This window comes from Ensifer meliloti, from assembly GCF_030064585.1.
Lineage (GTDB): Bacteria > Pseudomonadota > Alphaproteobacteria > Rhizobiales > Rhizobiaceae > Sinorhizobium > Sinorhizobium meliloti.
In genome coordinates, this window is the sequence record NZ_CP120366.1 from 538,647 (window position 1) to 563,298 (window position 24,652).

Annotated in this window: 23 protein-coding genes and 8 pseudogenes; 14 read left to right on the top strand and 17 right to left on the bottom strand. The window is 59.1% G+C overall.

The genetic code is table 11. The features are described from left to right. Positions 1 to 72 precede the first annotated feature (72 nt). Entirely contained in the window at positions 73 to 1,530 is a 1,458-nt protein-coding gene (gene pdxR, locus PZL22_RS26995; RefSeq protein ID WP_284718787.1) for a MocR-like pyridoxine biosynthesis transcription factor PdxR, read from the bottom strand. Between the two features lie 75 nt (positions 1,531 to 1,605). Between pdxR and PZL22_RS27000 the strand changes: the two genes are divergently transcribed. Next, positions 1,606 to 2,229: an FMN-binding negative transcriptional regulator gene (locus tag PZL22_RS27000; protein WP_284718788.1), complete on the top strand. Its 624-nt coding sequence runs from the start codon at positions 1,606 to 1,608 to the stop codon at positions 2,227 to 2,229. A gap of 44 nt (positions 2,230 to 2,273) precedes the next feature. Beyond that, positions 2,274 to 2,957 (top strand): B3/B4 domain-containing protein, encoded by a 684-nt coding sequence (locus PZL22_RS27005; protein WP_127701744.1) that lies wholly within the window; start codon positions 2,274 to 2,276, stop codon positions 2,955 to 2,957. 472 nt (positions 2,958 to 3,429) lie between these two features. Here the strand turns inward: PZL22_RS27005 and PZL22_RS27010 are convergent. The 4 genes and pseudogenes from PZL22_RS27010 to PZL22_RS27025 all read right to left on the bottom strand — a co-directional run. Then, positions 3,430 to 3,786, bottom strand: a pseudogene (locus PZL22_RS27010) (hypothetical protein); the annotation flags it as partial. Positions 3,787 to 3,815: 29 nt separating this feature from the next. Beyond that, positions 3,816 to 4,505, bottom strand: a complete 690-nt coding sequence (locus PZL22_RS27015) for a flavin reductase family protein (protein ID WP_284718789.1) — start codon at positions 4,503 to 4,505, stop codon at positions 3,816 to 3,818. Positions 4,506 to 4,806: 301 nt separating this feature from the next. After that, positions 4,807 to 5,868 (bottom strand): stachydrine N-demethylase reductase subunit Stc4, encoded by a 1,062-nt coding sequence (stc4, locus tag PZL22_RS27020; RefSeq protein WP_127701747.1) that lies wholly within the window; start codon positions 5,866 to 5,868, stop codon positions 4,807 to 4,809. 4 nt (positions 5,869 to 5,872) lie between these two features. Then, positions 5,873 to 7,111, bottom strand: a complete 1,239-nt coding sequence (locus PZL22_RS27025; RefSeq protein ID WP_127701748.1) for an aromatic ring-hydroxylating oxygenase subunit alpha — start codon at positions 7,109 to 7,111, stop codon at positions 5,873 to 5,875. A gap of 147 nt (positions 7,112 to 7,258) precedes the next feature. Here PZL22_RS27025 and PZL22_RS27030 point away from each other — a divergent pair, with 147 nt between their 5' ends. The 3 genes and pseudogenes from PZL22_RS27030 (at position 7,259) to PZL22_RS27040 (ending at position 10,282) form a co-directional block, all read left to right on the top strand. Continuing rightward, positions 7,259 to 8,137: a LysR substrate-binding domain-containing protein gene (locus PZL22_RS27030; protein ID WP_010967389.1), complete on the top strand. Its 879-nt coding sequence runs from the start codon at positions 7,259 to 7,261 to the stop codon at positions 8,135 to 8,137. A gap of 4 nt (positions 8,138 to 8,141) precedes the next feature. After that, a pseudogene (locus PZL22_RS27035) lies at positions 8,142 to 8,266 on the top strand (transposase family protein); the annotation flags it as partial. 1,290 nt (positions 8,267 to 9,556) lie between these two features. Beyond that, positions 9,557 to 10,282, top strand: coding sequence for a class I SAM-dependent DNA methyltransferase (locus PZL22_RS27040; protein ID WP_127701749.1), 726 nt, complete (start codon positions 9,557 to 9,559; stop codon positions 10,280 to 10,282). Between the two features lie 45 nt (positions 10,283 to 10,327). Here PZL22_RS27040 and PZL22_RS27045 read toward each other — a convergent pair. Further along, positions 10,328 to 10,845 (bottom strand): annotated as a pseudogene (locus PZL22_RS27045) (cytochrome P450); the annotation flags it as partial. A gap of 248 nt (positions 10,846 to 11,093) precedes the next feature. Continuing rightward, the gene (locus tag PZL22_RS27050) at positions 11,094 to 11,543 is read right to left on the bottom strand and encodes a Ros/MucR family transcriptional regulator (protein ID WP_028011825.1); all 450 of its coding nucleotides are present in this window, start codon (positions 11,541 to 11,543) and stop codon (positions 11,094 to 11,096) included. A 310-nt stretch (positions 11,544 to 11,853) separates the two neighbouring features. Here PZL22_RS27050 and PZL22_RS27055 point away from each other — a divergent pair, with 310 nt between their 5' ends. The 3 genes from PZL22_RS27055 (at position 11,854) to PZL22_RS27065 (ending at position 14,488) form a co-directional block, all read left to right on the top strand. Continuing rightward, positions 11,854 to 12,171 (top strand): omptin family outer membrane protease, encoded by a 318-nt coding sequence (locus PZL22_RS27055; RefSeq protein ID WP_127701750.1) that lies wholly within the window; start codon positions 11,854 to 11,856, stop codon positions 12,169 to 12,171. A gap of 635 nt (positions 12,172 to 12,806) precedes the next feature. Continuing rightward, the gene (locus PZL22_RS27060; protein ID WP_284718790.1) at positions 12,807 to 13,076 is read left to right on the top strand and encodes a hypothetical protein; all 270 of its coding nucleotides are present in this window, start codon (positions 12,807 to 12,809) and stop codon (positions 13,074 to 13,076) included. Then, positions 13,073 to 14,488 (top strand): alanine/glycine:cation symporter family protein, encoded by a 1,416-nt coding sequence (locus tag PZL22_RS27065; protein ID WP_284718791.1) that lies wholly within the window; start codon positions 13,073 to 13,075, stop codon positions 14,486 to 14,488. Before PZL22_RS27060 ends, PZL22_RS27065 begins: the two co-directional genes overlap by 4 nt. Positions 14,489 to 15,068: 580 nt before the next feature. On the opposite strand, the gene PZL22_RS27070 is transcribed toward PZL22_RS27065, so the two are convergent. Then, positions 15,069 to 15,662 carry an NUDIX hydrolase gene (locus PZL22_RS27070; protein ID WP_284718749.1) on the bottom strand — a complete coding sequence of 198 codons (594 nt, stop codon included), beginning with the start codon at positions 15,660 to 15,662 and terminating at the stop codon, positions 15,069 to 15,071. A 481-nt stretch (positions 15,663 to 16,143) separates the two neighbouring features. On the opposite strand from PZL22_RS27070, the gene PZL22_RS27075 reads away from it, so the two are divergent. Together PZL22_RS27075 and PZL22_RS27080 are read left to right on the top strand one after the other, a co-directional pair. Continuing rightward, positions 16,144 to 16,347 carry a cold-shock protein gene (locus tag PZL22_RS27075; protein WP_014528033.1) on the top strand — a complete coding sequence of 68 codons (204 nt, stop codon included), beginning with the start codon at positions 16,144 to 16,146 and terminating at the stop codon, positions 16,345 to 16,347. Between the two features lie 655 nt (positions 16,348 to 17,002). After that, a complete protein-coding gene (locus PZL22_RS27080) occupies positions 17,003 to 17,524 on the top strand; it encodes a hypothetical protein (RefSeq protein WP_003535607.1) in 522 nt (173 codons plus the stop codon). 57 nt (positions 17,525 to 17,581) lie between these two features. Here the strand turns inward: PZL22_RS27080 and PZL22_RS31480 are convergent. Together PZL22_RS31480 and PZL22_RS27090 are read right to left on the bottom strand one after the other, a co-directional pair. Then, positions 17,582 to 17,909, bottom strand: a pseudogene (locus tag PZL22_RS31480) (phage holin family protein). Further along, positions 17,910 to 18,148: pseudogene (locus PZL22_RS27090) on the bottom strand (hypothetical protein). It abuts the pseudogene before it with no gap. A 134-nt stretch (positions 18,149 to 18,282) separates the two neighbouring features. Between PZL22_RS27090 and PZL22_RS27095 the strand changes: the two are divergent. Beyond that, positions 18,283 to 19,226, top strand: a protein-coding gene (locus tag PZL22_RS27095; RefSeq protein WP_186808768.1) for an IS630-like element ISRm10-1 family transposase whose coding sequence is annotated in 2 segments (ribosomal slippage) — positions 18,283 to 18,619 and positions 18,619 to 19,226 — 945 coding nt in all. Because the reading frame shifts where the segments join, the coding sequence is not laid out codon by codon here. A gap of 85 nt (positions 19,227 to 19,311) precedes the next feature. Here PZL22_RS27095 and PZL22_RS31650 read toward each other — a convergent pair. Next, positions 19,312 to 20,112: pseudogene (locus PZL22_RS31650) on the bottom strand (peptidoglycan-binding protein); the annotation flags it as partial. 194 nt (positions 20,113 to 20,306) lie between these two features. Here PZL22_RS31650 and PZL22_RS27110 point away from each other — a divergent pair. Together PZL22_RS27110 and PZL22_RS27115 are read left to right on the top strand one after the other, a co-directional pair. Further along, positions 20,307 to 20,528 (top strand): hypothetical protein, encoded by a 222-nt coding sequence (locus PZL22_RS27110; protein ID WP_003535611.1) that lies wholly within the window; start codon positions 20,307 to 20,309, stop codon positions 20,526 to 20,528. 871 nt (positions 20,529 to 21,399) lie between these two features. Further along, entirely contained in the window at positions 21,400 to 21,843 is a 444-nt protein-coding gene (locus tag PZL22_RS27115; protein ID WP_284718794.1) for a helix-turn-helix domain-containing protein, read from the top strand. Between the two features lie 103 nt (positions 21,844 to 21,946). Here PZL22_RS27115 and PZL22_RS31485 read toward each other — a convergent pair. The 3 genes and pseudogenes from PZL22_RS31485 to PZL22_RS27125 all read right to left on the bottom strand — a co-directional run. After that, positions 21,947 to 22,112 (bottom strand): annotated as a pseudogene (locus PZL22_RS31485) (VOC family protein); the annotation flags it as partial. Positions 22,113 to 22,416: 304 nt separating this feature from the next. After that, a pseudogene (locus PZL22_RS27120) lies at positions 22,417 to 22,998 on the bottom strand (terminase large subunit domain-containing protein); the annotation flags it as partial. Further along, on the bottom strand, positions 22,985 to 23,431 hold the full coding sequence (locus tag PZL22_RS27125; RefSeq protein ID WP_127636439.1) for a DUF2280 domain-containing protein: 447 nt from the start codon (positions 23,429 to 23,431) through the stop codon (positions 22,985 to 22,987). The pseudogene PZL22_RS27120 and the gene PZL22_RS27125, both read right to left, overlap by 14 nt. 38 nt (positions 23,432 to 23,469) lie before the next feature. Here PZL22_RS27125 and PZL22_RS27130 point away from each other — a divergent pair, with 38 nt between their 5' ends. After that, complete coding sequence (locus PZL22_RS27130; RefSeq protein ID WP_017264989.1) at positions 23,470 to 23,715, top strand: hypothetical protein; 246 nt, start codon at positions 23,470 to 23,472, stop codon at positions 23,713 to 23,715. Here the strand turns inward: PZL22_RS27130 and PZL22_RS27135 are convergent, their stop codons facing one another. From PZL22_RS27135 to PZL22_RS27145, 3 genes are all read right to left on the bottom strand, one after another. Further along, entirely contained in the window at positions 23,716 to 23,973 is a 258-nt protein-coding gene (locus PZL22_RS27135; RefSeq protein WP_017270932.1) for a putative metallopeptidase, read from the bottom strand. Beyond that, positions 23,964 to 24,164, bottom strand: a complete 201-nt coding sequence (locus PZL22_RS27140) for a putative metallopeptidase (RefSeq protein ID WP_026030548.1) — start codon at positions 24,162 to 24,164, stop codon at positions 23,964 to 23,966. The genes PZL22_RS27135 and PZL22_RS27140 overlap by 10 nt, the downstream gene beginning before the upstream one ends. 335 nt (positions 24,165 to 24,499) lie before the next feature. Continuing rightward, complete coding sequence (locus tag PZL22_RS27145) at positions 24,500 to 24,649, bottom strand: hypothetical protein (protein ID WP_003535620.1); 150 nt, start codon at positions 24,647 to 24,649, stop codon at positions 24,500 to 24,502. Positions 24,650 to 24,652 lie beyond the last annotated feature (3 nt).

Sequence of the window (24,652 nt, forward strand, 5' to 3'; positions counted from 1 at the left end):
TAGGTCGGCTTTCGACCCTTTTGCTGCTGCTCGTGGTTACGAGCCGGAACTTCTGGTGCCGGCCCAAACCGCTCATGCCGATCGGAATTTGGATCGGTAGACCTGTACGAGGTCATTCACACCCTTTCCAATCTGCTCAACGGGCAAGCCGGCGTATCCGAATATGAACCCCGCACGTTGATCTGTTGGGGCCGCATACAGACGCGAGATTGGGTAGATGCCAACACCTTCTTGCCTCGCGCAGCCGGCGAAACGCTCTTCATCGCTGGCAATTAGGTGGTTGAACCACACGACGACATGGAGGCCCGCCGACGTGCCAACGATGTCGACCTCGTCGCCAAACGCTTCGGCCATTGCATTCAGGAATGCCGTACGCCTTTCGGCGTTCAGTCGCCTCATCTTTCGAACGTGGCTTTCATATGCGCCCGTTTCGATCATCGAAGCGAGAGCCTCTTGCTCGAAGCTCGAGCTGTGTCGATCAGTGATCTGCTTGCATCGGACAAAGGGCTCCGCAAGCGTGCCAGGCAGCACCATGTAACCAAGGCGGAGCGTTGGCGACAGCGTCTTGGATACGGTGCCGACATAGATGACCCGACCTTGACCGATCATCCACAGCGGCGGAATCGGACGTACGTCATATCGATACTCCCCGTCGTAGTCGTCCTCGATGATGTAGGTGTTGCCGGAGATCGCCCATTCGATCAGGGCTTTGCGACGTCCGGACGGTAGAACGCCGCCCAGCGGAAACTGATGGCTGGGTGTTACAAATGCCAGGGCTACGTCCTTAGGAACGGGAAGCCGACAGGTGTCCATTCCATCCTTGTCGCAGGGGATGGCGACAGGCATTGCTCCTGTTGCAAGCATCACGTTGCGGGCCATCGCGTAGCAGGGCTCCTCGAGGACAACCTGGCCTCCCGGATCGACAAACACCCGCGCACACAGGTCCAACGCCTGCTGGGAACCGCTGACCACGATGATCTGGGTGATATCGCATTCAATGCCACGGGCTCGCCAGAGATAGCCTTGCAGCGCACGACGAAGTGCCAGGTTACCGGCTGGATGCTCATAGCCAAGCCGTTCTCGGTACGCCAGAACTGCCGCGTTCAGGGCGCGCCGCCAAGCCAGCTTGGGAAAGTCCGACGAAGCAATGTCGCCGTACCGGAAGTCGTATTGAAGCGCCGCCTGTTCCGCGCTGATGTTCTTCGGCAATGCCATTGCACGTGAGGCATAGGCGGACACCTGGGGAGTGGGTTCCTGTGCTTGCGATGCGGGTCTGGTGTACGGATGTCGTCCCTCGGACGTGACCGTGGGCTTGGCGCCCTGCCGCACCGTAATATACCCCTCAGAGATCAGCTGGTCGTAGGCGGCCGTCACCGTGGTCCTGGAAACGCCGAGTTCGCCCGCAAGCGCGCGGCTCGAGGGCAATCTCTCACCCGCATCGTAGACGCCAGACGTAATCTGGTCGCGCAAAGACAGGTAAATGCGGCGGGTCGCGCCGCTCTTTCGTGAGCCCTTCACTAACTGGACCAATGAGATATTCCAAAAGTGGCGGTGTATCTTGTGCCACCTTGATGTGAATAATGAGCTCACGTCAAGGAGATGCTTATGTACACCCCGCCAGTCTTCGCCGTGGAAGACACGACCGAGCTCTACGAAATGATGCGGCAATGTCGTCTTGCCAATTTCGTGACGGCTACACCCGGTGGTCCGATGGCCACCCCCTTACCTATGTTCCTCGATGAGGCGGAGGGAGAAAGGGGCGTCCTCTATGCGCATCTGGCGCGACCGAACCCGCAGTGGCAGGCTCCTGTCGTCGGACATGGACTTGCGGTCTTTATGGGACCGGACGCTTATGTGACGCCGTCCTGGTACGCCTCAAAAGCCGAGCATGGGAAGGTAGTCCCAACATGGAACTACACAGCCGTTCATGCGACCGGGCCGGTTGAGTTTTTCGAAGAAGCCGAACGACTATTCGAGGTGGTGTCGCGCCTCACGGGCATTCACGAGGCGTCACGCTCGCTACCTTGGGCAGTCACTGACGCTCCCGAAGCCTACATCAAGGCTCAGCTTCGCGGCATTGTCGGTATTCGCATGCCCGTCGTTTCGCTGCAGGGGAAGCGCAAGATGAGCCAAAATCGCCCTGGGGCCGATCGCAAAGGGGTGAAACACGGACTTGCCGATAGCCGCAGTCCTACTGATCAGATCGTTTCTGACATGATCCCGGTCTGAGACGAGCAATTGGCCCTTGAATGGAATTCTGGAGTTAGCAATAGATGTTTGAATCGCCCGTGTTCGACGAACGGATCAAAGAAATCGCACCCGGTTTCAGAGCGATGAGCATTCATGTCGACGCAACAAATGCCGGAGAAGGAAGCCTTCACACGGGGCTTCTGACGGATACCTGCGATTACGTCTTGCGGGGCGGCCCAGCATGGGCGGACGCCCATTTGACCAGTTGGGCCGACGCCTATACCCGGTTTGGAGCCAAGCCCAATCGGACACCCTGTTCGGCGCAAGCACTGAGAAAGCGGGTGTTGAAGGACGGAATGATTCCTTCGATCAATCCTATCGTCGATCTCTATAACGCCGTCAGTCTCAAATATGCCATTCCCGTTGGCGGCGAGAACTACGATGCCTATGCCGGGCGTCCGCTTCTTACCGTGGCCGACGGACGCGAACGATTCGAAACAGTCATGAACGGCGAAGTAGTGATCGAGGATCCCCTTCCTGGAGAGGTCATCTGGCGAGACGATGCGGGCGTCACATGCCGGCGTTGGAACTGGCGGCAGGGCACGCGCACCCGACTGGAGGCAGTCGATGGCCGCATGTGGTTTGTGTTGGAAAGCCTTGAGACAATGCCGGAAGGCGCGCTAGCAGAAGCGTCGGACATGCTGGTTGAAGGGCTAAATACGCTGATGCCCGATTGTTTGGTGTTCGCGCAGAGGATCGCCGTCTGAGGACGGCCCGCTGGCGGCGCTTCCGGTCTCAGAATGGGCATCTATTGCACGGCGATCTGGATGAGATGGTCGCTGGAATCAGCATAATACCTTCATGCCCACCGCGACATAAGAGGCTCATCCAGATTGTCGCCACCGTCTCATCCAGATCGCCGCGCAACCCAATTAACCTCCATGTCCTTGTCGCCAGGCGCTCTCCAGATTGGCGTCGAAGTTGTAAGAATTGAATGAGAAACCTAAAAGCCTTTCAGATTGCGGCCCTGGCCGGATGCTTACGTCGCAGTTTTCCAAGGGCGGCAGAACTGAACAACTATGACGCAAAAGACCCCCACAAAGTGCGGGCTTTCCTCTCATGCCACCTCGACGGATGGCGCGAAAAACCGGCAGCTGCCATCGAGGTGGCAGTCCCCGCGGCTTTCCGTGGAACTCTCGTCCGCGGCTTCTTTGCTCCCAGGCGAGTAGGGCCACCCCGCTATCCGTCAAATCGTTCGAGCATCTTCTTGAGCCGAAGGTTCTGTGCACGGAGCCGTTCAGCCAGTAATCTCTTGAGGCGCTTGTTGTCGGCGTCCAAGGCGGCAAGCTCGTCGTCGGAGATTGGATTGTCGGCAGTCCCGGGCTGGGCCCTTCGAGCCTCGTACTCAACCTCAGGCTTACGCACGATTGTTTGGTCGGAGGCGCGCTTGGCCCGCTTTTGAGGAGTGCCGGTTGGCGTCAATCGAAGCTGCGGTGCCGGTTGGCTCTCCTCTACTTGCACGACAACTTCGGCCGGATCATTGGCCTCATGATGCTTCGATGTTTCCACCTCTGTGCCGTTGATAAATGGTATCGCTGGTAGACCTGTCGCCGGTCCGCTTGTCCTTAAAGATCGAGCAGAGAAAACCAATCGTGGACGCTCAGTCCCGATCGTTCAAGCTGGGGCGCCAGCGTCTTTGCTGGGTCGCCGCCCCCGGCGCTGTAACTCGGAAGGGATCGATTTTGGTCGCCCAATGGGAAAAGCGCAGCGTGGCGCTCCAACACCGCGACGACGCCGATCTCTCCGCCCGTTGAGGAATTGGCCTTTGCCGCGACGCTCGGAGCGAAGTAGCCGCCGCGTGCATAGCCTAGGCCATTCAAGCCGCTGCTTTTGAAGGCCGTCACGCGACCGACCATCATGACATGGTCGCCCGCCTCGATGACATCATGCATCGAACATTCAAACCACGCCGCCACCTGCGCGAATATCGGACAGCCGTTCGGACCCCTCGCCCAGTCGACAGCAGCGAAGCGATCTTCGGCGGGGCGGGCAAATTTAATGGACACATCCTTCTGCGCCTCTGACAGTATGTTGATCGCGAAGTGCTCGGCTGCGGTCATTGCTGGGTAGTCGCGCGCAGTCTTGGCAAGGCAAACGAGCAGCAGCGGCGGATCCAAGGATACAGACGTAAAGGAGTTGGCAGTGAAACCAACCGGTCTGTCCGCCGGATCGCTGGCGGTGATGACCGTCACTGCGGTTGGAAACGCTCCAAACGCCTCGCGCAAAGCTCTCGGGTCGAAAACGTCCGCCTTCATGTCATTCCCTCCTTGCGCGCCAGCCATTCTGCCATCGTCGCATAGACGGCTTCTTCAGGCAGATTCACCATGTGCCCGGCCCGCCGCGGATCGCCAACGATAGGGCCGTTCTGTCGACTTGAGACCTCCCGCACTTCCCTGCGTATTTGAACCGCCACTGGCAGCCCCTTCAAGATGATGTCTTATGGTATTCCATAATACCAATTTGTCAAGTGGCTCTTCGCTGTGGGAGCCTCAACTCACCAGCTTCCCGGCAAGGTGTTGTGCCGAACGTGCGCCACTCATGGTCTCGACTCAGGAGCTATGCCTCGACGCTTACGCATCCCAACGGCTTCGAGCAGCAGGCGAGGATATAGCCGTCCTCGACATCCTCATCCGTGATGCCGCCATTGTGCACCATGTGGACCTGGCCTTCTGTCTTGCGCACCTTGCAGGTGCCGCAGATCCCCATCGAGCAGCCCGACGGGATCACCAGCCCTGCAGCCTTTGCCGCCGCCAGTATCGTGTCCGTCTCGCTGCATCTGGTCGTGACGCCGGAGAGGGCGAAGGCGATCTCGGCATGGTTCTGATCATCGGGGATCACATCCTCGGGGACGTCTTCGGCATGCCCGGGCTCCGCCGTGAAGCTCTCCTGATGGTAGCGGCTCATATCGTAGCCAAGTCCGGCAAGCGCCTCGCGGACGGCCCGCATAAAGGGCTCCGGACCGCAGCAGAACACTTCGCGCTCGAGATAATCCTGCGCCATCAGGCCGAGCATGATCTGATTGAACATGCCCCGGTAGCCGGTCCAGGGCCGGAACGGGTCTGGCTCTTCGACCACCCATTTCAGGTCGATGCCGACGATGCGCGACGCCATGAGTTCCATCCTGTCGCGCAGAATGATCTCGGAGGGTCGGCGCGCGCAATTGATGAAGACAATGTCCGGCTCGCGTCCGGAATCGTAGAGCCAGGTGGTCATCGCCACCATCGGGGTGATGCCCGAGCCGGCCGAGATGAACAGGTATTTATCAGTCGGGTGATGCACGATCGAGAATTTTCCCGCCGGCCCGATAGCCCTGATGCGCATGCCCTTATGCAGATTGTCCAGCATCCAGCGTGTGCCGGTGGACCCGTCCTGCGCTTTGACCGTGATCGTCAGTGCGGTTGGCCGCGAGGGTGCAGAAGAGATGGTATAGGTGCGATAGAGCGGTCCGCCCGGCGCGGGCAGTTCCAGAGTGACGAACTGCCCCGGATCATGGTTGAACAGCGCCCCGGAAGGACTTTGAAAGCTGAAGGTCACCACATTGGGAGCTTCCGGCGTGCGCGTGACGCATTCAAGCGGCTCGGCATCACTCCAGAAACTGAGCTGCTTGAACTGGGTCATCTGCTCACTCCGCAGCCACTTGACGCGGCGCAATCGCGCGCTCCAGCCAGGCCGCATACCAGTCGACGAACTGCATGACGCCGCTTTCCTGACCCGGTGAATAGGGACCGGGCACGTAAGCCGGAGAGAGGATCCCTTGCTGGTTCGTTTCGACGATCTCGCGATCTTCGTCATTGGTGGCGATCCAGACCTCCGTCAGGCGCTTGAGGTCGTAGTCGACTCCTTCGACCGCATCCTTGTGTACGAGCCAGGTCGTCGTGACCTCGGTTTCGGTCGGACTGATCGGCATAACCCTGAAGGTGAGTGAGTGATCCGGCAGGAAGTGGTTCCACGTCGACGGATAGTGGAACATCAGGAGCGTGCCGGCATCCGGCGGGGCAACCCGGCCCAGATGCCGGGAAACAGCGGCCTTGCCGTCCATCGTATAGCTCAACGCCTTTTCCTGCAGCGGCATACGTGCGAGGCGATACTGACCGTCGCCAACAAGGACGAATTGCGCCGGTGTGCCGGCGGCTTCGCAACGGTCGAAATGCGCCTGCAGCTTCTTAGATACTCCGCCATCGGCCTGAACACCGGCAACTTCCGGGTCGAGCGGGAAGGAGCGGCAGAGTGCCGGATGGTTGCTGCTGCAATGATAGCACTCGCGGTTGTTCTCCCAGACCAGCTTCCAGTTGCCTTTCTCGATGATCGTAGAGGTGAACGCGACCTTGGCATCCTTGAGGTCGTGAACCTCCAGATAGGGGCGCGCCAGCTGTGCGAATGTTTGGAAATCCGGCGGCGTATCGGAAAGACAGATATAGATGAGGCCGTCGAGATTGCGCAGGTTGACGGGTTTCAGGCCGTATTTCGAAGCATCGAAATCGGGACCCATGTCGTTCGCCCAGATCAATTTACCGTCAAGCTCATAGGTCCATTGGTGGTAGGGACAGACAAGCTTCGCCACCTGCCCATGGCGCGCCTTGCAGATCAACGATCCGCGGTGGCGGCAGGAATTGTGAAAGGCACGGACTTCACCGTCACGGCCACGGACGATGACGACCTCATAAGCGCCTACGCGCAGCGTGACATAGCTACCCGCCTTGGCGAGCTGGCAGGCCGGAACGGCATAGAGCCATTGCTTGTAGAAGATGTGCTGCAGGTCGAGCGCGTAGACCTCGGGCGACGTATAGAAGGGCTGCTCCAGGCTGAAGCCCGATAGACGGCGATCGAGCCGCTGATGAATCGAGGTCGGGTTAGCTGTCATTGGCAAATTCCCGGGCAATGGTTCAATTCAGATCAATCATGCTTGCAAACCGGACCGTCTGGCAATAGCGTTAAATTTCACCTTGGATTAGCTGAAATAATCTCAAAGCCTACCCACTCCTGCGGCAGAACATATAATGGGACCCTTATGCCACGCCCTTATGAATTCTCTTCGATGACCGCCCTCGTCTGCTTCGAGGCGGCGGCGCGAAATGCGAGCTTCAAGAAAGCCGCTCAAGAGATGAATGTGACGCCAGCGGCCATCAGCCACCAGATCAAGGCACTGGAGATGGACCTCAAATGCAGCCTGTTCCTGCGCCACCACCGCGGTGTCGAACTGACCGAGAAGGGAGCGCTCCTCTTCGTGGTCATTCAACGCGGCTTCGAGACTATCTCGGAAACTCTTACCCAGATCCGCGAGCGCCCCGAAACCGTCGACGTGACCATCGGCGCGACCACGGCGTTCAGCTCACTCTGGCTGACACCGAAGATTTCGGCCTTCTGGAAGATCCATCCCTCCATCACCGTGTCACAGGTCGTCAGTGATGTGCCTGGAATGACCAGCCGTTGCGATCTGACTATCCATTACGGCAACCCGCAGGAGAACGGCGTAGAATACAGGAAACTCTTTCAGGACCACATTATCGCGCTGGGAACGACACGATTTGCCGCCGAGCACCGCATTGCCCGGCTCGAGGATCTGCTCAAAGCACCCTTGATCCATTCCAGCAGCAACGAGACCGGTTGGACGGCCTGGGACGATTGGTTTGCCGTACTCGGATGTCCGGCCCCGAAGGGCCGCAGTTTTTACGTCAACAATTACATGATCGCACTTCAGGCGGCTCAAGACGATGTCGGGGCCGTACTTGGGTGGGACGGGCTCGTCGGGAGCCTCGTCAACGAAGGGCGGCTAGTCAAGCTCGTGCAAGAAAGCATTCCCTCACCTGTCGGCTTTCATCTGAGGATACATCGGCGCGCAACGGCAAAGGCGCGGCTGTTCGCCGACTGGCTAGTCGAAGCCACCTAAGGCGCTCGGCATTTGCCCTGATTGCGGACCGCGGACCCGAAATCGGCATGGTTGGTCCAACGGAAGCCTTCAAGATCTGCCGAACAGGGCAAGACCGTCACGGTGAAGCTTCGGCTGAGCCGCGGGCGGCGATGCAGCAACTAGGAAGACAGCAGCCGTGCGATGCGGCGACGCAGTAAAGTCACAGGCTGCTGATGGGGCTCGGTTCGCGGCATGGACTCCAGCAAACCTGTGCCCTTTGTCGAGGGCGCCTGACTACCAAGGAGCCGGTACAATTGTGCTCATGCCGTCATCCGGCAAATCACAAGCCGGGGCCCGTTGTTCGGCGCCAGCTTCTCGGCTCGCGCATCACCCGTCCGCTTTGCGGCGGCCTGCTCCTGCGCCGGTTTGTCTCGTGTTTGGCTCACTCCAACGACCTGGCACGACTCCTGAGTGACTTACTAGCGAGATGCGCAAGCTGCCGACGGCCATTCACGTCACCCAAAACAGAAATAGTTCAACAGCGAGGAAACATCGAGATCCCAGGGGAAAGGACGGCATGTAGTTATGATGATCGGGGCGCGATCGGCCGGATGATACAGCCGCCATCTGGGTTGCCGGCGTCAACCCCAAACAGCTCCTTCGTGAGGCGGGCCGGCGGCCAGATCATCATCACGACGGATGTGGAGAACTTCCAGGTTTCGCTGAATCAATCGAAGGACCTTTACTGATGGAGCAGATGCGCACGTACATCGCCCGAGGCAACCCTCATCGCAACGGGAGCCCAGGCTCGCTGGCTGACCTTCCCTCGGAAATGACATGCAAAGGATTTGGCGTGCCTTCTTGCGCCACCTGTGATCGCTTCTTCTACCCGAAGCAAGGTCGTTGTCGGGGGCGCCAGCACAGCAGTGCAGGAGGCGCTCCATCTGTCGAATCTTGCCTCCAAGCTCACGGTCGTTCATCCATCGACATCGCTTCCGAGCAGAGTCGATCCTGCGGGACAGCCTCTTGGCTCAAAGCTAAGGTTAGAGTCATCTGGAACCGAGTGATCGACGAGGTTCTCAGAGAGCGCGAGCCGCCGGAAATCAGTGACCGCCGTTCGGATCCGAAACGTGCATACAAGCTAAGCGAAGGAGCTGCCCACACGCGGCTTCGTCTTGTCACGATCCAGCAACCGCGTGGTTCCGCGGTCACGTAGAGGTGGGCCGGACCGGGCATCAAGGTCGATACCTGGCCGACGATGACAACCTCGGCAGGGTCCTCGCAGCCGGCGATGTTATCGACCCCGTGTTCCGTCAGGCGATCAGCGCCGCCAGCGACCCTGGAAGCCGGGGACTTCATGACCGAGCATCCGCCTGCACCTGTCTCGCAGGGATTTTGCTCTGAACTTGATCTCCGTGCCGGCAATACGATCCAGATCGTTCTAAGGAAGGTATTCAAGTGGACAATCAACACAGAGCGGGCGGCTACGACAGCCTCCGAATTAATCGCGACGGCCAGGCAGAAGCCTTCGATGCCATTGGCGCTCACTATGATGAAGCGTTTCCAAACAAACAGGGTCAAGTCTCAGCGGGCGATTGGCTGATCAGGTCCTTGCCGACCGGGGCTCGGGTTCTGGATCTGGGCTGCGGTACCGGCGTGCCAACTGCGCGCCAGCTCGTGGCCTCCGGTTTCGAGGTCGTGGGGATCGATCTGTCAGGCGGAATGGTGAAACTCGCCCGGGAGTGTGTCCCCGGCGCGACATTCCACCAGATGGACATTGCGGACTTGCGACCAGGTGGACCGCGGGAACTCGGCCAGTTCAACGCTGTCGCGGCCTTCTTCTCGCTGCTAATGCTGCCCCGTGCGGAGATTCCCCTCGCACTGCTGACGATTCGCAATCTGCTGGTCCCTGGTGGCCTGTTCGCCCTATCCATGGTGGAGGCCGATGTCGACGATTTCTCAATCCCCTTCCTCGGAAACAACATCCGAGTCTCCGGCTATCTGCGGGAGGATCTGCGGGCGATCATCGCTGAGGCTGGCTTCCAAATAGTGGAGGAGACCTCCTACAGCTATGCCACGGCTGTCGGTGTGCCGCCGGAAGAACAGATCTTCCTATGCTGTCGTATGGGCTTTTCGCGCAGCGGATCGATGCGCATCTCCAGCGTCGGCAAGTCGGCGATGTAGCGGGCGATCACCACCGCGTCGAGGCGGTTGCTCTTGGCAAGCCCGTCAAGCGCAAGTAAGCACTTTTGGCGCCACGGCCAGGCGCAGCGCGGGAAAGCGCTGGAAAATCGAACCGAACACCACCTTGAGTTCCAGCCTGGCCGGCTCCACGCCGATGCAATAGTGCGGGCCGTAGGAGAACGCCAGGTGCGGCTTTTCCTCGCGTCCGATGTCGAAGATTTCCGGGTCGTCGAAATGGCGCGGATCGAACGACGTCGCCGGCAGTCAACAAGCACCTTGCTCTCCGCGGGAATATGCATGCCCGCGATGGTCACGTCGGTCTTTGGATAGCGCATGATGCCGTCCCAGCCGGCGCCCGGCGGGTACATGCGCAGGATTTCCTCCACCGCCTTGTCCACAAGCGATGGATCGCCTACCAGGCGTTCGCGCTGTTGCGGATGGCGGAACATGGACAGTAGGCCGAATTCGATCTGCGTGACGGTGGTCTCGTGCCCCGCCACCAGCATGCCAGCCGCCAGGCCGATTGCCTCTTCCTCGGTCACCCTGCCCTCATGGACCGCCGCGCTTCGCAAGTTTCAGAAAGAGTCCGAACCAGAAGCGGTACTCTGGCGTGTCCACTTCACTACGCTTCAAGAGCGCAGTAGGCTACTGATGTCCGTGGCGTCTTTTCCGTGCTCGTCCACCGCCGTGTGAATAGCATCTTCTTCGGTCAGGTTTCGCCAGTCGGTCATTGGATTTCCCTCCTTTGGTGACGTACCCGCTTGCGATCGGTACCTCTCGCCTCACGGTATCAGCCGAAATCAGCCGAACTTCAGGCCGATGTTACCGCTTGCAGAGACGGGGAGAGCTTTGCCGCCGATTTCTTTCCCAGGCCGGTCGCGCGTGCGAGCTCGGATCGATTTCTGGAATAGTTCGGAGCTACCATCGGGTAGTCGGGCGGGAGCTTCCACTTTTCTCGATACTGCTCCGGCGTGAGTGCGTATTTTGCCATCAAGTGTCGCTTCAGAGATTTGAAGCTCTTGCCGTCCTCAAGGCAGACGATGAAGTCGTCGGTCACAGACTTCTTGATCGGCACGGCGGGGCGTTGCTCCTCGACGGTGGCCGGAGTTTTCGCGGGTGCAGAAGTGTTACCCAGCGAGCCGTAGGTTTGCTGAATAAGATGGGGAAGTTCGCTGGGAGCTATGACATTGCGGCTCAAGTAAGCGGACACGATGCGGCTGGTGAGCTCAAGCCTTAGTTCGTTTGAGCGCGATTCCGTCAATGATCTTCTCCACAAGCTGTTACAAATTGAGATCGAGGATGCAACCTGCAGATATTTCGGTCGGAAGGAAGGCAGTGTACGAGAAAGGCAAGACTTATCGACAGGTTCTGCCGGGGACTGTCAGGAATTCTGTGCGTGAGGCCGCTCTCGTCATTGACTGACGAATCTCTCGCCGAAGACAGCGGCGAACTGGGTCTTGGCCTCGAACCATTCGCGCGGCAATCGGCAAGTCTGACGCCACACGAAGGGGATCCGCGGGGAAGAAGCTCAGGCTCAAGACGGAGGCGCTGAACGAAAGACGCGGTCAGCGATGAAGCGCGTCTCCATCAGATCCGTAGCGATCTCCTGTTTTCTGTTCGCTGCTCCATCATTCACCGCCGCAGACAAGGCTCTGTGCTCTTCTGACGACGGCAGCTTAGTCGTTTTCGGCGATATCGGCGTCGCGAACATCAAGGCGCAGGAATTTTTCTATGCCGGCGACCACGAGATCAGCCAGCTGAACTGGGAAAGCAAAGGAGTCACTCTTTTCAAGGTTGGTGTCGACGGACAGATCGACAACAACTGGAGCTTGAAGGGCAGCGTCAAAGTCAACACCGGCGGCAATGGTCACCTGGTTGACTACGACTGAATGATTCTCGGGCGCGAAGACTGGAGCCACCCTCAATCCATCCCGTTACCGAACTCGATCACTATATCACCGCAGCGATCGAGTTGAACCGGCTTATCTACGGCAATGAGAGCAGCAGTATCGCGGTCGGCGCCGGTATGCGCCATACCGACGTCAAATGGACCGCCTATGGCGGGTCCGGCATCTATTCGAACGAGGAGGGCTTCCGAAAAGGCCAGCGAAAGGCTCCAGACTGGGAAAAGGCGTCAGCTACCGGCAAAAGATTCCGGTGGGCTTCCTCAGCCTGAGCGGCGAACACGTTCTCGGCGATCTTACCATCAGCGGCGCCATTTAGAGTGGCTTGAGCTTCGGCATCAAGAGCATGGACGACCATTGGCTGCGCAACCTGGGTTTTTCGGATGACATGTCTCCGGCACCGACAATCGGCGCCAGTGTCGCGTCAGCTATGCGCTGACGCCAGGTGCTTCGCTTTATCTGCCCGGTTCGTTCGATCGGGCATTTCACAGCCGCGGGGACAAGGAACGTCACAACTTCGCGACAAGCGAAATTGAATCGTTCGTATCACGTAAGCGTGGCGGGGTGACCGCTTGGACTATGCTGGTGTGGGACAGTGCCACCACGATTAAGTGGACACTATGGCGGTATCCGATCTCGGAGAAGCGCGCCGAAGCGCAATCGACCTCTCCGGCCTGCGGCGGCAGCTTAGTAATACCGGAGGATGCATCTATGCGAAGTTCCCAGGATATCTCACTGATCATGTTCTGCTGGATCTTGGAACGCCAGACCTTGACCTGCGCCAAGTTCGCGCCGTAATGCCGCACAGTGCGTCGCATCAATCGAAACGGGAATTTGACCCGGGCGCAATTTCCAAAATCGACGGCCTTCGAGGAGCGAGCACCGCATGAATACGATCATAGCCTTTCTGAACACAATCCTCTGGGGCTATGTGCTCATCTATGGTTTGCTAGCCGTCGGCCTTTTTTTCACAATTCGCCTCGGCCTTCCTCAGATCATCCACTTCGGCGAAATGTTCCGAGTGCTAAGCAGCGGCGGATCCAAGGACACCTCCGGCATCAGCCCCTTTCAGGCCTTGATGGTCAGCCTCGCCTCGCGGGTCGGCACAGGCAATCTGGCCGGCGTCGCTGTCGCGCTCTATCTGGGCGGACCAGGCGCGACCTTCTGGATGTGGATGGTAGCACTCGTCGGCATGGCGACGGCCTATGCGGAAAGTGCGCTGGCGCAGCTCTACAAGGTGCGCAATGAAGATGGCCAATACCGTGGCGGCCCGGCCTTCTACATCGCTCACGGGCTCAATGCCCCTTGGGCGGCGGCAATCTTCTCCGTCTGCCTCATCATCTCCTTTGGTCTTGTTTTCAATGCCGTTCAGGCAAACTCCATCGCCGATGCGGTCCAAGGCGCCTTCGGCGTTCCGAAGCTAACAGTCGGTTTCGGGCTCGCGGTGCTGTCCGGCGTCGTTATCTTTGGGGGCATCCGGCAGATTGCCCGTGTTGCTGAAATCATCGTGCCCTTCATGGCGGTCGCGTATCTGCTCATGGCGGTTTATGTGCTGATCGCCAACGCGGCGCTGGTGCCTCACGTTCTCTGGACGATAGTTTCGAGCGCCTTCGGCCTGCAGGAAGCAGCCGGTGGCGTCACAGGTGGAATTGCAGCGGCGATGCTAAACGGCGTCAAGCGCGGTCTTTTCTCCAACGAGGCCGGCATGGGCTCGGCTCCAAACATTGCGGCCGTTGCCACTCCTGTGCCGCATCATCCTTCCTCGCAGGGCTTCGTTCAGTCTCTCGGTGTCTTCATCGACACGATTCTGATCTGCACGGCGACATCGGTGATGATCCTGCTTTCGGGAACGCTGGACCCCGGTTCCAACATCACCGGAACGCTCACGCAAGCCGCAATGAATGTCCACATTGGCGCCGCCGGAACCTATTTCATCGCAATCGCGATATTCTTCTTCGCGTTCACTTCAATAATCGGCAACTACTCCTACGCTGAAAACGCGTTGACCTTTCTTGGTGCCGGCAATCGCCTGGGTCTGACGATCATGCGCTGCGCCACGCTAGTAATGGTGGTCTGGGGCGCCTACGAGAGCATTGCCACCGTTTTCGACGCAGCCGATGCCTCGATGGGCCTGATGGCGACGATCAATCTAATCGCGATCCTGCTCCTCTCAGGCACCATCGCGAAATTGACGAAGGACTATTTCAAGCAGCGGAAGCAGGGTCTCGCACCGGTTTTCCACGCTGCGGATTACCCGGAGCTGCAAGGCAAGATCGACCACGGGATCTGGTCACGCGTCTGATGTGCCAGCCGGCGGCACATGTCCCGGCGCTGAGCACGCGGCAGGTGCAAAGCTCTCGCGAACCGCATGCATCCGCTATCGCGCGCTTAGGCGGCGCGCTCGGCCTCTCTGACGAGCAGATCGACGCTATGACGGCGGCAACCGCCAGCCTCTAACGGCTTTGTCAACGCTCGAGCTTGGTTTCTTCCGCCATTCGGCGACTGCGATTGCAGATCTGAACAAGGCGGTCCGCATAGCCAGCGCTCAGAGAGATCTGATTCATCCGAGTAAAAAAGCTTGCCGTCAAAGCGTAAGACTCGGTCGCCTAAACCGGGCGGCTGGCGCGCTTGCGGCGCATACCAGCGACGGGCCTAAGATTGCCGTCCGACCCGTCCGACAGCAGCATTTCACAACCATCGCACCCGTTCCCGACCGGGAGGCCCTCTGTAACTTAGTCGGGCGCTTTGTAAAATGGTATTCGAACGAAACGGATGAGCGGCGCTAAATTCCGAACCACCGGGCCGCGTGAGCTCGATCGCCTGACGCCTTGCCGGTAAACGATAGCAAGGAGCTTTGCGGAAGCAGATTTCTAGTGGCGGGTCTATCGAAGCGATTGTTTGAGCATGCGCATCAGTAACCCTTTCAATTCCGGCTCCTGCACACGCCTGGCGGCCTCGACTGGAGACAGCCACGCCACCTCCCTCTCTCCTCGTTCCGGGAACTCGAGGTGCAGTTCGTCCACCTTCAGTCTGAACACCTCAACGACCGATGGCGTTGTTTGTCCGTCGCCGAGAGTTTTTAGATACGTGAAATAGCCCAGAGCTCGCTTCTTCGCTTTTCCGGCTACGCCAGCCTCCTCCCACGCTTCTCTTTCTGCCGCCTGATGTGGCTTCAGGTTCTTAATGGGCCAACCTTTCGGAATCGTCCACCGCCCGGAATCGCGGGTTGTGATCAACAAGACTTCAACGGCGCCCGTTTCGTTGGTCCGGTAACAGATTGCTCCGATCTGATGGGCGGCACCACCTTTCAACAGTGAGCTCGCATGGGGCGCAAGTCTCGCGAGGTAGCGATCCGCTTTTTTCATTGCGGCGCACCAGTTAGGGTGCTGCGTCATCAAAGAAATGTCTTTGCCAGAGAACCGATTATAGAACCCACACAAAACATCGCGTCGAAGTTCACGCTGCAGATGTTTCATGAGTTCTCCGTCCTTGCGTCCGAGCAATGGATCAGAAAGAGGGTCACAAGTCGAGCCTGGAGGCCGCCGATTTGGCGGCCGCCACCCATGGGGCCTCGCGTGCACGCCATCAGTGTAGAAGCGCAGCCGCCAGGAAAGCGGACGCCGTGCTTGCAAACACGATGATCGCGCATCCGCGCAGTATCTTCCGCCGGCGCGTTTGCTTGCCGGTCCAATCGTAGCCCATCAGCGCCTCCGAACGGCATCATGCCGCTCCTCTGATGTTCTGGCCAAATATCCCTAACAAAAGGAAAACTTCACGCCGATACCATTTCGAGCCATTGAAGCACGTCGGCGCCTCCTGCCATCCGAATTGGGGAACAGGCATTCGAGCAAAATACCTAGCTAAAAGTCATCGAAGGATTTGCTCGCCTTGAGACCTCTTGCGGTCCCGGGCATTGACCGGTATTGCGAGGGATGCTCAGCAACCAACGAGGACAAGATGGCAACTGGCACCGTAAAATTCTTCGCCCAAGACAAGGGCTTTGGCTTCATTACCCCTGACAGTGGCGGCCCAGACGTATTCGTTCACATCTCGGCGCTCGGTTTTGGCGGTTCTCTTCAGGATGGCCAGAAGGTCAGCTACGAGCTGGGACAAGACCGCAAGACCGGCAAGTCGAAAGCCGAGAACGTCAGCATTCTTTGAAGGCAGTGTCGGCTCGGCCCGTCTTGCGGCAATGTACATTTGCCGCTAGACGGGCTACTAACATCGTAGCTCAAAACAAAAAACGCGGGATCCCCCGCTTCCGTGATTGCATACCGGTCCGGTGTCGCGCCAACTTGCTAGCAAAAGAAATTTCGCGAGCAAATCGATGGCGGAACTAACGACTACCGACATGGCGTTGCTCGAGCGCATCCCAACCGGATCGGTCTCGCTAGGCCGAGTGATGAACACGGCGCCAGGCCCCATTTCGAGACCGGCCCCTATGTCCACTACTGTGAGCACCGGGGCTGCATCAGAGCTTCGGCTTCGCCTGTCGGTCGGTCGGAGCCGAATCGGTTCTGCTTTAAGCATCGGCCCGATTGGCGTACCTGCTGCCGGCGACCGGCATTTCAGAGCATGAGTTGCCCCAGATGCTCATCACCCGTCGCGACGGTAGTTAGGCAAAGGAGGTGCTTGGCGACGACTGGCAAGGGTAGTGACCTGATGAAGATGATGGCGACGGAGATGGCAGCCTAACGCCTCGAGAGCGCTCCAGCCAGCCTGAGTTTTCGAACCATCCGAGGACAAAATCGAGAACTGGTTGATCAGCTCGGCCTGCGCAACTAGGTTGCACCAGAGATAGTTAGCGCGGGGCGCAATGAGTGACGTTTTGAAGACACTGGCCGATCTATCGGCGGCCGCAACAGCCATCATAACAATCCTTTACCTACTGGCGCTTTTGGGCAAGGGCGTCATGTATGCGATCAGCATCCCCGGGCGGGTACGCCGTAAACTCTACAAGCCCATGTTTATCGTTCTCCCGACGCCTGAAGAGGTCGCCATCTATTGTGTGAAAAACGACAATGCCCTCTTCGGCAGCGAGGCTGAGTGGCTCGAGGAGCGACGGGGCGGGGAAACTCGCCTCTATGAGGCCTGGATCCGCAAATCTAAGGAGAGGATAGCGATGTTCTACTACGGGACGTATGTCGCTGGCGCTCTCGTCATCGGTAGAATGCTGGCGCTCAATTGGAGCGGAACCGACCTGAAGAAGAATGCAGCGACAGGGCTGTTCAGCTTTCTCTTTTTGTATCTCTGGGTGGCGTTCTTCCCTCTTCTTAATCGGCCCCGCCGGCCAAAGACGCGGCTTTCCACAGCTTGGCCCAGGATATGGAATGGCTAAGCCGCGCACAAAAAGGCCCCATGGCTGAGGCCGCAGGCAATAGCGCGTTCAGGCCGCTCAGGCTTGCCCGTCGAGTTTCGGCGCAAACCACCGCATGAACAGCACCTCGGACCCGCGCGGCCCGAGATAGGCGAGCGCAGCAATCAAGCCCGTTGCCATCGGTTGCTCCAGCGCCAGCCACGACGCCAAAGCCGCGCCGAGGAAGGCCATGCCGACGGCGATGGGTATTTCCCAGAGCAGCTCCTTGCCGAAGAACTTCCGGCGCATCTTCCGGACTTCGTTTGTGTGTCACATCAGCCGCCCGACCAGTGCACCAATCATGGTCGTCGCCGCGCCGCCGAACCACGCATGAACAACTCGATCAAAGCGAATATTTCTGCGACATTCAGCGCCCTTCCCCGCGTCCGGCGCATTCCCCTTTCGTCCAGACCGCCGCGGCGCAGATGCCGACGACGGTCCGGTCGATCTTGCGCTGATCAGCCGGCGTCCCGCTACGCGCGCCGATTAAATCAGTGCCCACCACGCGGCGGAAACCGTCGGCACTTGCCGGCGCCGAAGTCCCACATCCCCCGAGGGCAAGATCGAAGCGAGTGCGGACATCGTCCGCAGTGCGGCCAGCTTCATTGTTCTGCCTTTCGATGGAGGTTCTGACATCGTCGCCGCCCTGCCGCTAGAGCACGTGCTGCGATCGATGAATCGATTGTGAAGTGACGACGCAGGCCGAAGCTGATTCAACATCCACAGCGAAGAGGTGGATGATGGGCCAGGCACTGAGCGACGATCTTCGAATACGGGTTTTGAAAGCGTCTGCAGCGGGCATGTCAGCTCGACAGGCTGCAGCCCGGTTCGGAGTTGGGATCTCGACAGCGATCCGCTGGATCGCGAGAGCGAAAGAGGGCGAGCTGACCCCTCGGCCGCAGGGCTGGAGGCGGCCATCGGCGGTAGACGCACACGAGGAATTTGTTGTCGCCCTGATCGAAGAGCGGAAGGACGTGACGCTCGATGAAATGGTCCAGCGCTTGTCCGTCGAACGGCAGGTGAAGATCAGCCGTAGCGCACTTGGCGCCTGGCTTCGAGGCCGAGGATGGACCTTTAAAAAAAGACCGCACACGCACTGGAGCAAGACCGGCCGGATGTCCTGAAGCGCCGGCGCGTCTGGTTTGATGGTCAGCTCGATCTCGATCCGGAGAAGCTGATCTTCATCGATGAAACCGGCCTTTCCACGAAGATGGCACGTCTGCGCGGGCGTGCACTGCGAGGCGAACGTTGCCGGGCCGGCGTACCGCACGGGCACTGGAAGACAACGACCTTCACCGGCGCCTTGCGCCTAACCGGAATGACCGCACCGTTTGTCTACGACGGCGCGATGAACGGCAACGTCTTCCTGGCCTATGTCGAACAGGTACTTCTGCCGACCCTTCAGGCCGGGGACGTCGTAGTCATGGACAACTTGCCAGCACACAAGACATCCGGTGTGCGGGATGCCATCGAGCGCGCCGGGGCCAAGCTTATGTTCCTCCCGCCCTATAGCCCAGACTTCAATCCCATCGAGAATGCATTCTCGAAACTGAAAGCCATGCTGCGAGGCCGCGCGGAGCGAAAGATCGATGCCCTGTGGGACGCAGTCGGCGCCTTGATACCCCGCTTCACTCCTGACGAGTGTGCCAACTACTTCAGGGCTGCCGGGTATGACCCGGATTGAACAGGACTGCTCTAGATCCAGGCAACGACGGCGGCGACGATAGCGAGAGCGGCCGCAGCCACGATGAGGCGAGGAGTGCAGAACATTACGCCATCCCCTCGACCTGCTTTGCGACGGCCTTCCGATCGGCGTTCTTGCGCCAGTAGAGGAAGCCGGCCATGCCGCCGAACGCGACAAGGATCAATAAGAGGTTCTGCCACGGTATGCCGCCGACCGCAGTGAGCAGCGAGGCGCCGCCGCCGATGACAGACGGGGTGATCACCTCGTTGGACTTCCACCACGGCGCGTCGAGGCTGGGTGGCGTGACAGATACCGGTACCAGCTTCTCCTCCGTCACCGGGGCCACTTTGACCTCCGGCCGTGCCGCTTCGCCCGGAGTGAGCGCCACAAGCGCCATATGCATCGCAGCACGGGTTTTCGGTCCGACATCGCCGTCGACCTGCAGGCGCTGGTCGGCTTGGAACTGAAGGACGTTGTCGGTGGCCGAGAAGAACGAGCGAGATCCGCCCCAATCGGTCAAACCAATCAGCCAGGCCGTTCTTGCCGCCGTTGATCTTCTTCGTGATGGTCTCGGCGTCGCCTTAGCCGGCCCAGCGGTTCAGCTCGCGTGTGTCCCAGTAGAACAGAGGCACAGGCCTTCCCACGGATCGGCATTGACCGCGTCGGGATCCTTGACGAAGTCGGGGTAGTCGAGACCAGCCGCGCGGCACCAGTTGCGGTACTGGCGGTAGTTGTCCTTGCCGGTGAGCTGCATGCCGGTTCGACCGCGGTAGAGATAGCCGTCACCGTCTTTTCCGGCGTGTTGCCGAGATCTGCGGGTGTCGTAGCGCTGTTGCGCCGGTGTCGGCCCCCAGATCTCTCGATCGTAGCAAAAATCGCCGCTCTCGGTGGCGGCGCTCATTGAAGTCTCCTGGTTGTCGTTGGGGAATTCGGCGGCTGGTTTGTGGCGGCCGGCAGTGTTCGGGCTTAGACTGACATTGGTCGTCTTGCCCCTCGCAGGCGGCCGGGAGGCTCGTCATCGGCCCGCGGCCTTTGACGAGCCTCGCCATTGATCCACATCAATGGAAATGGGAATTGAACATGGACGATAGCGAAGCGAGAAGCGCCGGCCCAATCGAGCAAGCTTCTGACCTCTCAGAGATTGCGGCACATAGCGCCGTTTCGAATCTTTTAGACGTTGCGGCACAGCTTGCCGGCTTCGCCGAGGACCTCAAAGCCCTATCGTCAAGGCCGATCGAACCCACACCGACGTTGGCCGAGCCCGACGATCAGCCTGAATCAGGCTTCTCCGGCATCATTTGAACATCGAGCCATCAAGACAGTAACGCGGCAATAAATGCCGCTACCGAAACGACTGCTGCGAGAGCTGTAGCCCATTCTATTATCTTGACGCGCTCGGCAGGAGGCATCGCACTCCTCGTTCGGTGAGCCCCTGAAAACAAAACGCTCCGCAACAAAGATCGTTGCTCGGACATGAGTTCGAGGGCGACGGGAAGAGTTTCCCGAGCCATAATAGTCGTCGTTGGTGCTTGTGATAAGGACAGATGAGCTGGATCGCCCGGCTGGGACGCTGCGGAGAGGCCTGCCAATGGAAGATAGTGCAACTGACGCGGGGCACCTCGATGCCCAGTGACCTCAGGAAGACCGCTGATCAGGGCAGGTCGAGCGCGCCTCAGGCTTGCCCTGCCCCGTTATCGCGACAAACTCCCTAGCGCCCACAGGCTGGCATTTCAGAGCCTTTGCCGAGTCTATGAGGTCGACGAGCTCCGCAAGGAGGTCCCATGCCGCGAGGAGCTGCTGGCGGAATTCGAAGATCTCTGTCGCAGCATCGAGGCGGCTGCGGTTGCGATGCTGGAAGGGAAGACGAGCGATCGGTGGTTTTAGGCACCGGCCGGATCTCGCCATAACCACCGGTGCTATCTGTTCTTAGACGGGAAAAGGCCCCTTCTCTCTCGACGAGAAAAGGGGCCCGGCGTCTGAGCGTTCGAATTCACAGACGCTTCCATTTACGTGCTGAACGCGGTTGACGCAATCGAAGATTGCTGCGCCGGGAGGCACGGTTTTATCCATCTGGTTTTTTCCCTTGTTAAGGTGAATGTTGAAATCAGGTGGGATAGGAGCACATCAAGGGATTCGGATCGGAGCCGGCATGCGAGCGAAGGACTGAAACCATATGCGGAGAAGCCAAGCGGACAAGGATGTCGACGCGACCGTGGCCAACATCCGTCGATTTCGGGAGACCAGTGGGATCTCGCAGAAGAAACTGGGCGATGCGATCGGCGTCACGTTTCAGCAGGTACAGAAGTACGAGAGCGGCAAGGATCGGATTTCAGCGAGCAAACTCGTCGAAACCGCCAGAGCGCGTGGTTGTGATCTCAACAGTCTTTTTGCCGGTATCGAAATTGGCGACGTGACATTGGCGTTCCCGCTCGCCGGCGAGCACCTTCACCAGCTCGGCCGTGGAATAGGTCCACGCCGATCGCCAGGCGAAGAGTGCCTCGCCCTTGGCCGAGAACTGCGGGTTCGGATCGCCGCGATAGGTGATGGCGGTCTGGATGACGTCATATTGCCGCTCGCGTGCCTTGGCATCGAGACGTGGATGGCGGCGGAGTATTGAGCCTGAAGAGCAGCGCTTCCGCTGCTATTGCTCAGCCAGCACGACCTTCGACAAATCAACCGTCCATACGACGATGGTGATGCATCACGTTACCCGTGTTCGGCGGCGAGAGAAAGCGGGAGAGCTCAAAGCCGGCTGTGTCCATCAGGCGTGCGCATCATGGCAGTCTCGACCTTCTGATCGCCCAATCCGGTGACACGTCCGGCCCATTCTCCTTCGATTGTGGCCCGCCCTTCGAGCTCGAGACCGAGTTCGCGAAAGAAAAGAACGGAGCCTCCAGGGTCCCCATCTCCAAGCTTGTCGCTCCAATCTACAAGGTGTCCCCTACTCTAACAACGAACGCTTGAGGTGCCGCCGACACCGGCGGCCATCGGGGCGCGGTGCGCTGCTGACCACGGAGCTGAGCGCGGCGAGTGGAAGGGCAAATTCGAAGGCGAAGTGACGAGGGTAAGAAGGCGAAGATCAACGCGGACCTGACCGACCCGCTTTCGGCCTCCGGCATCACCAATCCAGCATTCGTGAAGGCCGACCGCGCAATATTAAGACGCGTATCGGCTCTGCTACATCCGTGGTCCGAAGGACGCCTGCCCGCTCCGGGATCGGCAGTCCAGTGTCCTGGTCAATCCACCAGCTAATTAACTCTGCTACCCAACTGTCTGCATCAGGGTTGCAGGTCGCTCGGGTGTAAGGCCCCACTCCGCTCATAGAGCGGTTACGCGAAACCATGTACCTGGAACTGCTGGCGCTGAAATGCGTCAGCTCATCGAAGCAGATGAGCGGGATCTGCGAGCCCATGCCAGTTCAGGACGGTCTTGTCATGCTCGAGGTGAGCAACGATACCGAAGCCCCCCGAAGGGAAGCTCCATTGCAGCACATGCTCCTTGGGCGATGCACCGATGGCCGGATAGAGCTTCTCGCTCTCATCCCAGAGCCGCCCTCATTTCTGACCTGCACCGTGGACCGGCGGAAGACGGCGCCGAACTGCGGATTGGCAATATGGCGCAGCGGCTCCATAAGGAGCGCCCATGTCTTGCCGCCGCCTGCCGAGCCTCCGTAGATCGCAATGTCCGCCGGCGAGACGAGGAATGCTGTCTGCGGACCCGGCTGCGGCCGGATGATCGTCTGGGCGCCCTGTCCTTGCTCAGCTCCTGTCATTGTCAGGTAACTGGAAGATCGTGACCGGCGATACGGGTACCGGCAGGTCCTTCCCGTCCTTTCCCGTTAGCTCGCGCCGGTTGGTGTAGGCGTTCCCCACTTCCTCGGCGGCCTGTTTTAGGAGTGATGCCGCCAGTACCATGTTGCTCTGGATCTCTGCCTTTTCTGCCATGCGCTGGAGAGCGCGCAGGCGAACGGCGCGATGGCTGATGGCGATGGTCGCCGTATCCTCTAGGAAGGTCTTGCGGGTCTCTCCGAAAAGAGCTTTCCACTTTGGCGCTAGGCCCGACGCTGCCTTCTTGTTCGGGTCATGGCCCACGTCGACCCCGAACTCCTTCTTGACTGCGGCCGCCACGACAGATGGACTATCAAAACACGCCAGGGCTTGCACAATGTAGGTTTTCACCTCATCAGAAAGTTTCGCTTTGGCCATTCGTCCGTCAAAGCCCCGTCAAAGAAGGAATCGCCTGCATGGCTAAACACCTGATCAACCTTGAAGCTCTCGGAGATTGCGAGATCCGCGGTCACGCCATACCTCAAGGCACGTATCAGGGTGTGACGATTGATCGGCCAGATGTGAAAGCTGAAGGCGGCAGGGTGCAGGCCGTATTTTTGTGCCTTACCGCTGATAAATATGTTGATGCTGATAAAGCTCTCAATGCCAGTTCTGTGAATGTTACTGACTTGATCCAACAGGGCCTCATCGTCGAGATTTGATCAGGCGACCCTGAGCTGGCATGTGCCGCAAGCGTGGGCAATAATCTTAGCCAGGGCTATCTCTGGCGGGCGGTTAGCGGCATTTACGATCGCGCGGACACCAGCTGCATCTGCGCCATAGCGGCGAACAACGCCGACGAACGCTTCCACGTTATGTCCGCGAATAGTGAAGACGGGCGCGCCACATGCCCGGCAGTATTCGGCATCGAGCGTGATGATGAAATCCGGGACGAAGCCAAACCACTGCTTTACCTGCATCTCTGCTCGGGCGCGGGCCCATTTGCCATGGCGCCCTGAGGTCTTCCCTCCTCGCACTGGCCGATGATGCGGCGGCCCTTGCGGCTGTTCTTGACTACGGTCCAGAGAAAGCCGATCTCGGCATGTGCAAGGTGAGCGTGCTCCTCGTTGTGGAGCGGCGACGAAGGATCGAGGAAGGCGCCTTTATCCATTCTGGCATATCTTCGGCGGAAATGAAGGCCAGGGAGCTGACATTCTCGAAGAGCGAGATCGGAGGTTGTGGCCTCAAAGCCCCGGCGCCCCAATCAGGCAGTTCGTCTTTCCTGTCATGGTGATCTCTTGCGTTTGCCGGCCGGATGGGTGAAGAGACGTCCGATTCCCCATATTTTCTGGATTGGGGCAGGAGTAACAATGCCATGAAAGAGGGTACTATCCTTCTCCTCTCCGTCCTTGCCGCCGTCGTCCTCTTTACAATGCTGGCATTGCACTAACCGGGCATCATTCACATAACGATTCCCTAAATAACTAGGAACAAGAAGTGAACTCGCTAGAGGAAAAGAATTGGCGCCCACCGGTATGTGCCTTCGCGCACTACCTGGTGGAGCGGATAGCCCTTGGCCGCCCACTCGTTGATGAGCGCTCCCATGCCGGGCATACCCGCAGGGCCTGAATCGTATTCGACGACGCTGTAGGACATGGT

What these genes read in the sequence shown, in the direction of transcription:
- PZL22_RS27025 (WP_127701748.1), bottom strand. Translation starts at nt 7,111, where the DNA reads ATGACAGCTAACCCGACCTCGATTCATCAGCGGCTCGATCGCCGTCTA.
- PZL22_RS27060 (WP_284718790.1), top strand. Translation starts at nt 12,807, where the DNA reads ATGGCGGTATCCGATCTCGGAGAAGCGCGCCGAAGCGCAATCGACCTC.
- PZL22_RS27015 (WP_284718789.1), bottom strand. Translation starts at nt 4,505, where the DNA reads ATGAAGGCGGACGTTTTCGACCCGAGAGCTTTGCGCGAGGCGTTTGGA.
- PZL22_RS27110 (WP_003535611.1), top strand. Translation starts at nt 20,307, where the DNA reads ATGGACGATAGCGAAGCGAGAAGCGCCGGCCCAATCGAGCAAGCTTCT.
- PZL22_RS27115 (WP_284718794.1), top strand. Translation starts at nt 21,400, where the DNA reads ATGCGGAGAAGCCAAGCGGACAAGGATGTCGACGCGACCGTGGCCAAC.
- PZL22_RS27140 (WP_026030548.1), bottom strand. Translation starts at nt 24,164, where the DNA reads ATGGATAAAGGCGCCTTCCTCGATCCTTCGTCGCCGCTCCACAACGAG.
- PZL22_RS27075 (WP_014528033.1), top strand. Translation starts at nt 16,144, where the DNA reads ATGGCAACTGGCACCGTAAAATTCTTCGCCCAAGACAAGGGCTTTGGC.
- PZL22_RS27080 (WP_003535607.1), top strand. Translation starts at nt 17,003, where the DNA reads ATGAGTGACGTTTTGAAGACACTGGCCGATCTATCGGCGGCCGCAACA.
- PZL22_RS27145 (WP_003535620.1), bottom strand. Translation starts at nt 24,649, where the DNA reads ATGTCCTACAGCGTCGTCGAATACGATTCAGGCCCTGCGGGTATGCCC.
- PZL22_RS27130 (WP_017264989.1), top strand. Translation starts at nt 23,470, where the DNA reads ATGGCTAAACACCTGATCAACCTTGAAGCTCTCGGAGATTGCGAGATC.
- stc4 (WP_127701747.1), bottom strand. Translation starts at nt 5,868, where the DNA reads ATGACCCAGTTCAAGCAGCTCAGTTTCTGGAGTGATGCCGAGCCGCTT.
- PZL22_RS27030 (WP_010967389.1), top strand. Translation starts at nt 7,259, where the DNA reads ATGCCACGCCCTTATGAATTCTCTTCGATGACCGCCCTCGTCTGCTTC.
- PZL22_RS27125 (WP_127636439.1), bottom strand. Translation starts at nt 23,431, where the DNA reads ATGGCCAAAGCGAAACTTTCTGATGAGGTGAAAACCTACATTGTGCAA.
- PZL22_RS27135 (WP_017270932.1), bottom strand. Translation starts at nt 23,973, where the DNA reads ATGCAGGTAAAGCAGTGGTTTGGCTTCGTCCCGGATTTCATCATCACG.
- PZL22_RS27055 (WP_127701750.1), top strand. Translation starts at nt 11,854, where the DNA reads ATGAAGCGCGTCTCCATCAGATCCGTAGCGATCTCCTGTTTTCTGTTC.
- PZL22_RS27070 (WP_284718749.1), bottom strand. Translation starts at nt 15,662, where the DNA reads ATGAAACATCTGCAGCGTGAACTTCGACGCGATGTTTTGTGTGGGTTC.
- PZL22_RS27005 (WP_127701744.1), top strand. Translation starts at nt 2,274, where the DNA reads ATGTTTGAATCGCCCGTGTTCGACGAACGGATCAAAGAAATCGCACCC.
- PZL22_RS27065 (WP_284718791.1), top strand. Translation starts at nt 13,073, where the DNA reads ATGAATACGATCATAGCCTTTCTGAACACAATCCTCTGGGGCTATGTG.
- PZL22_RS27000 (WP_284718788.1), top strand. Translation starts at nt 1,606, where the DNA reads ATGTACACCCCGCCAGTCTTCGCCGTGGAAGACACGACCGAGCTCTAC.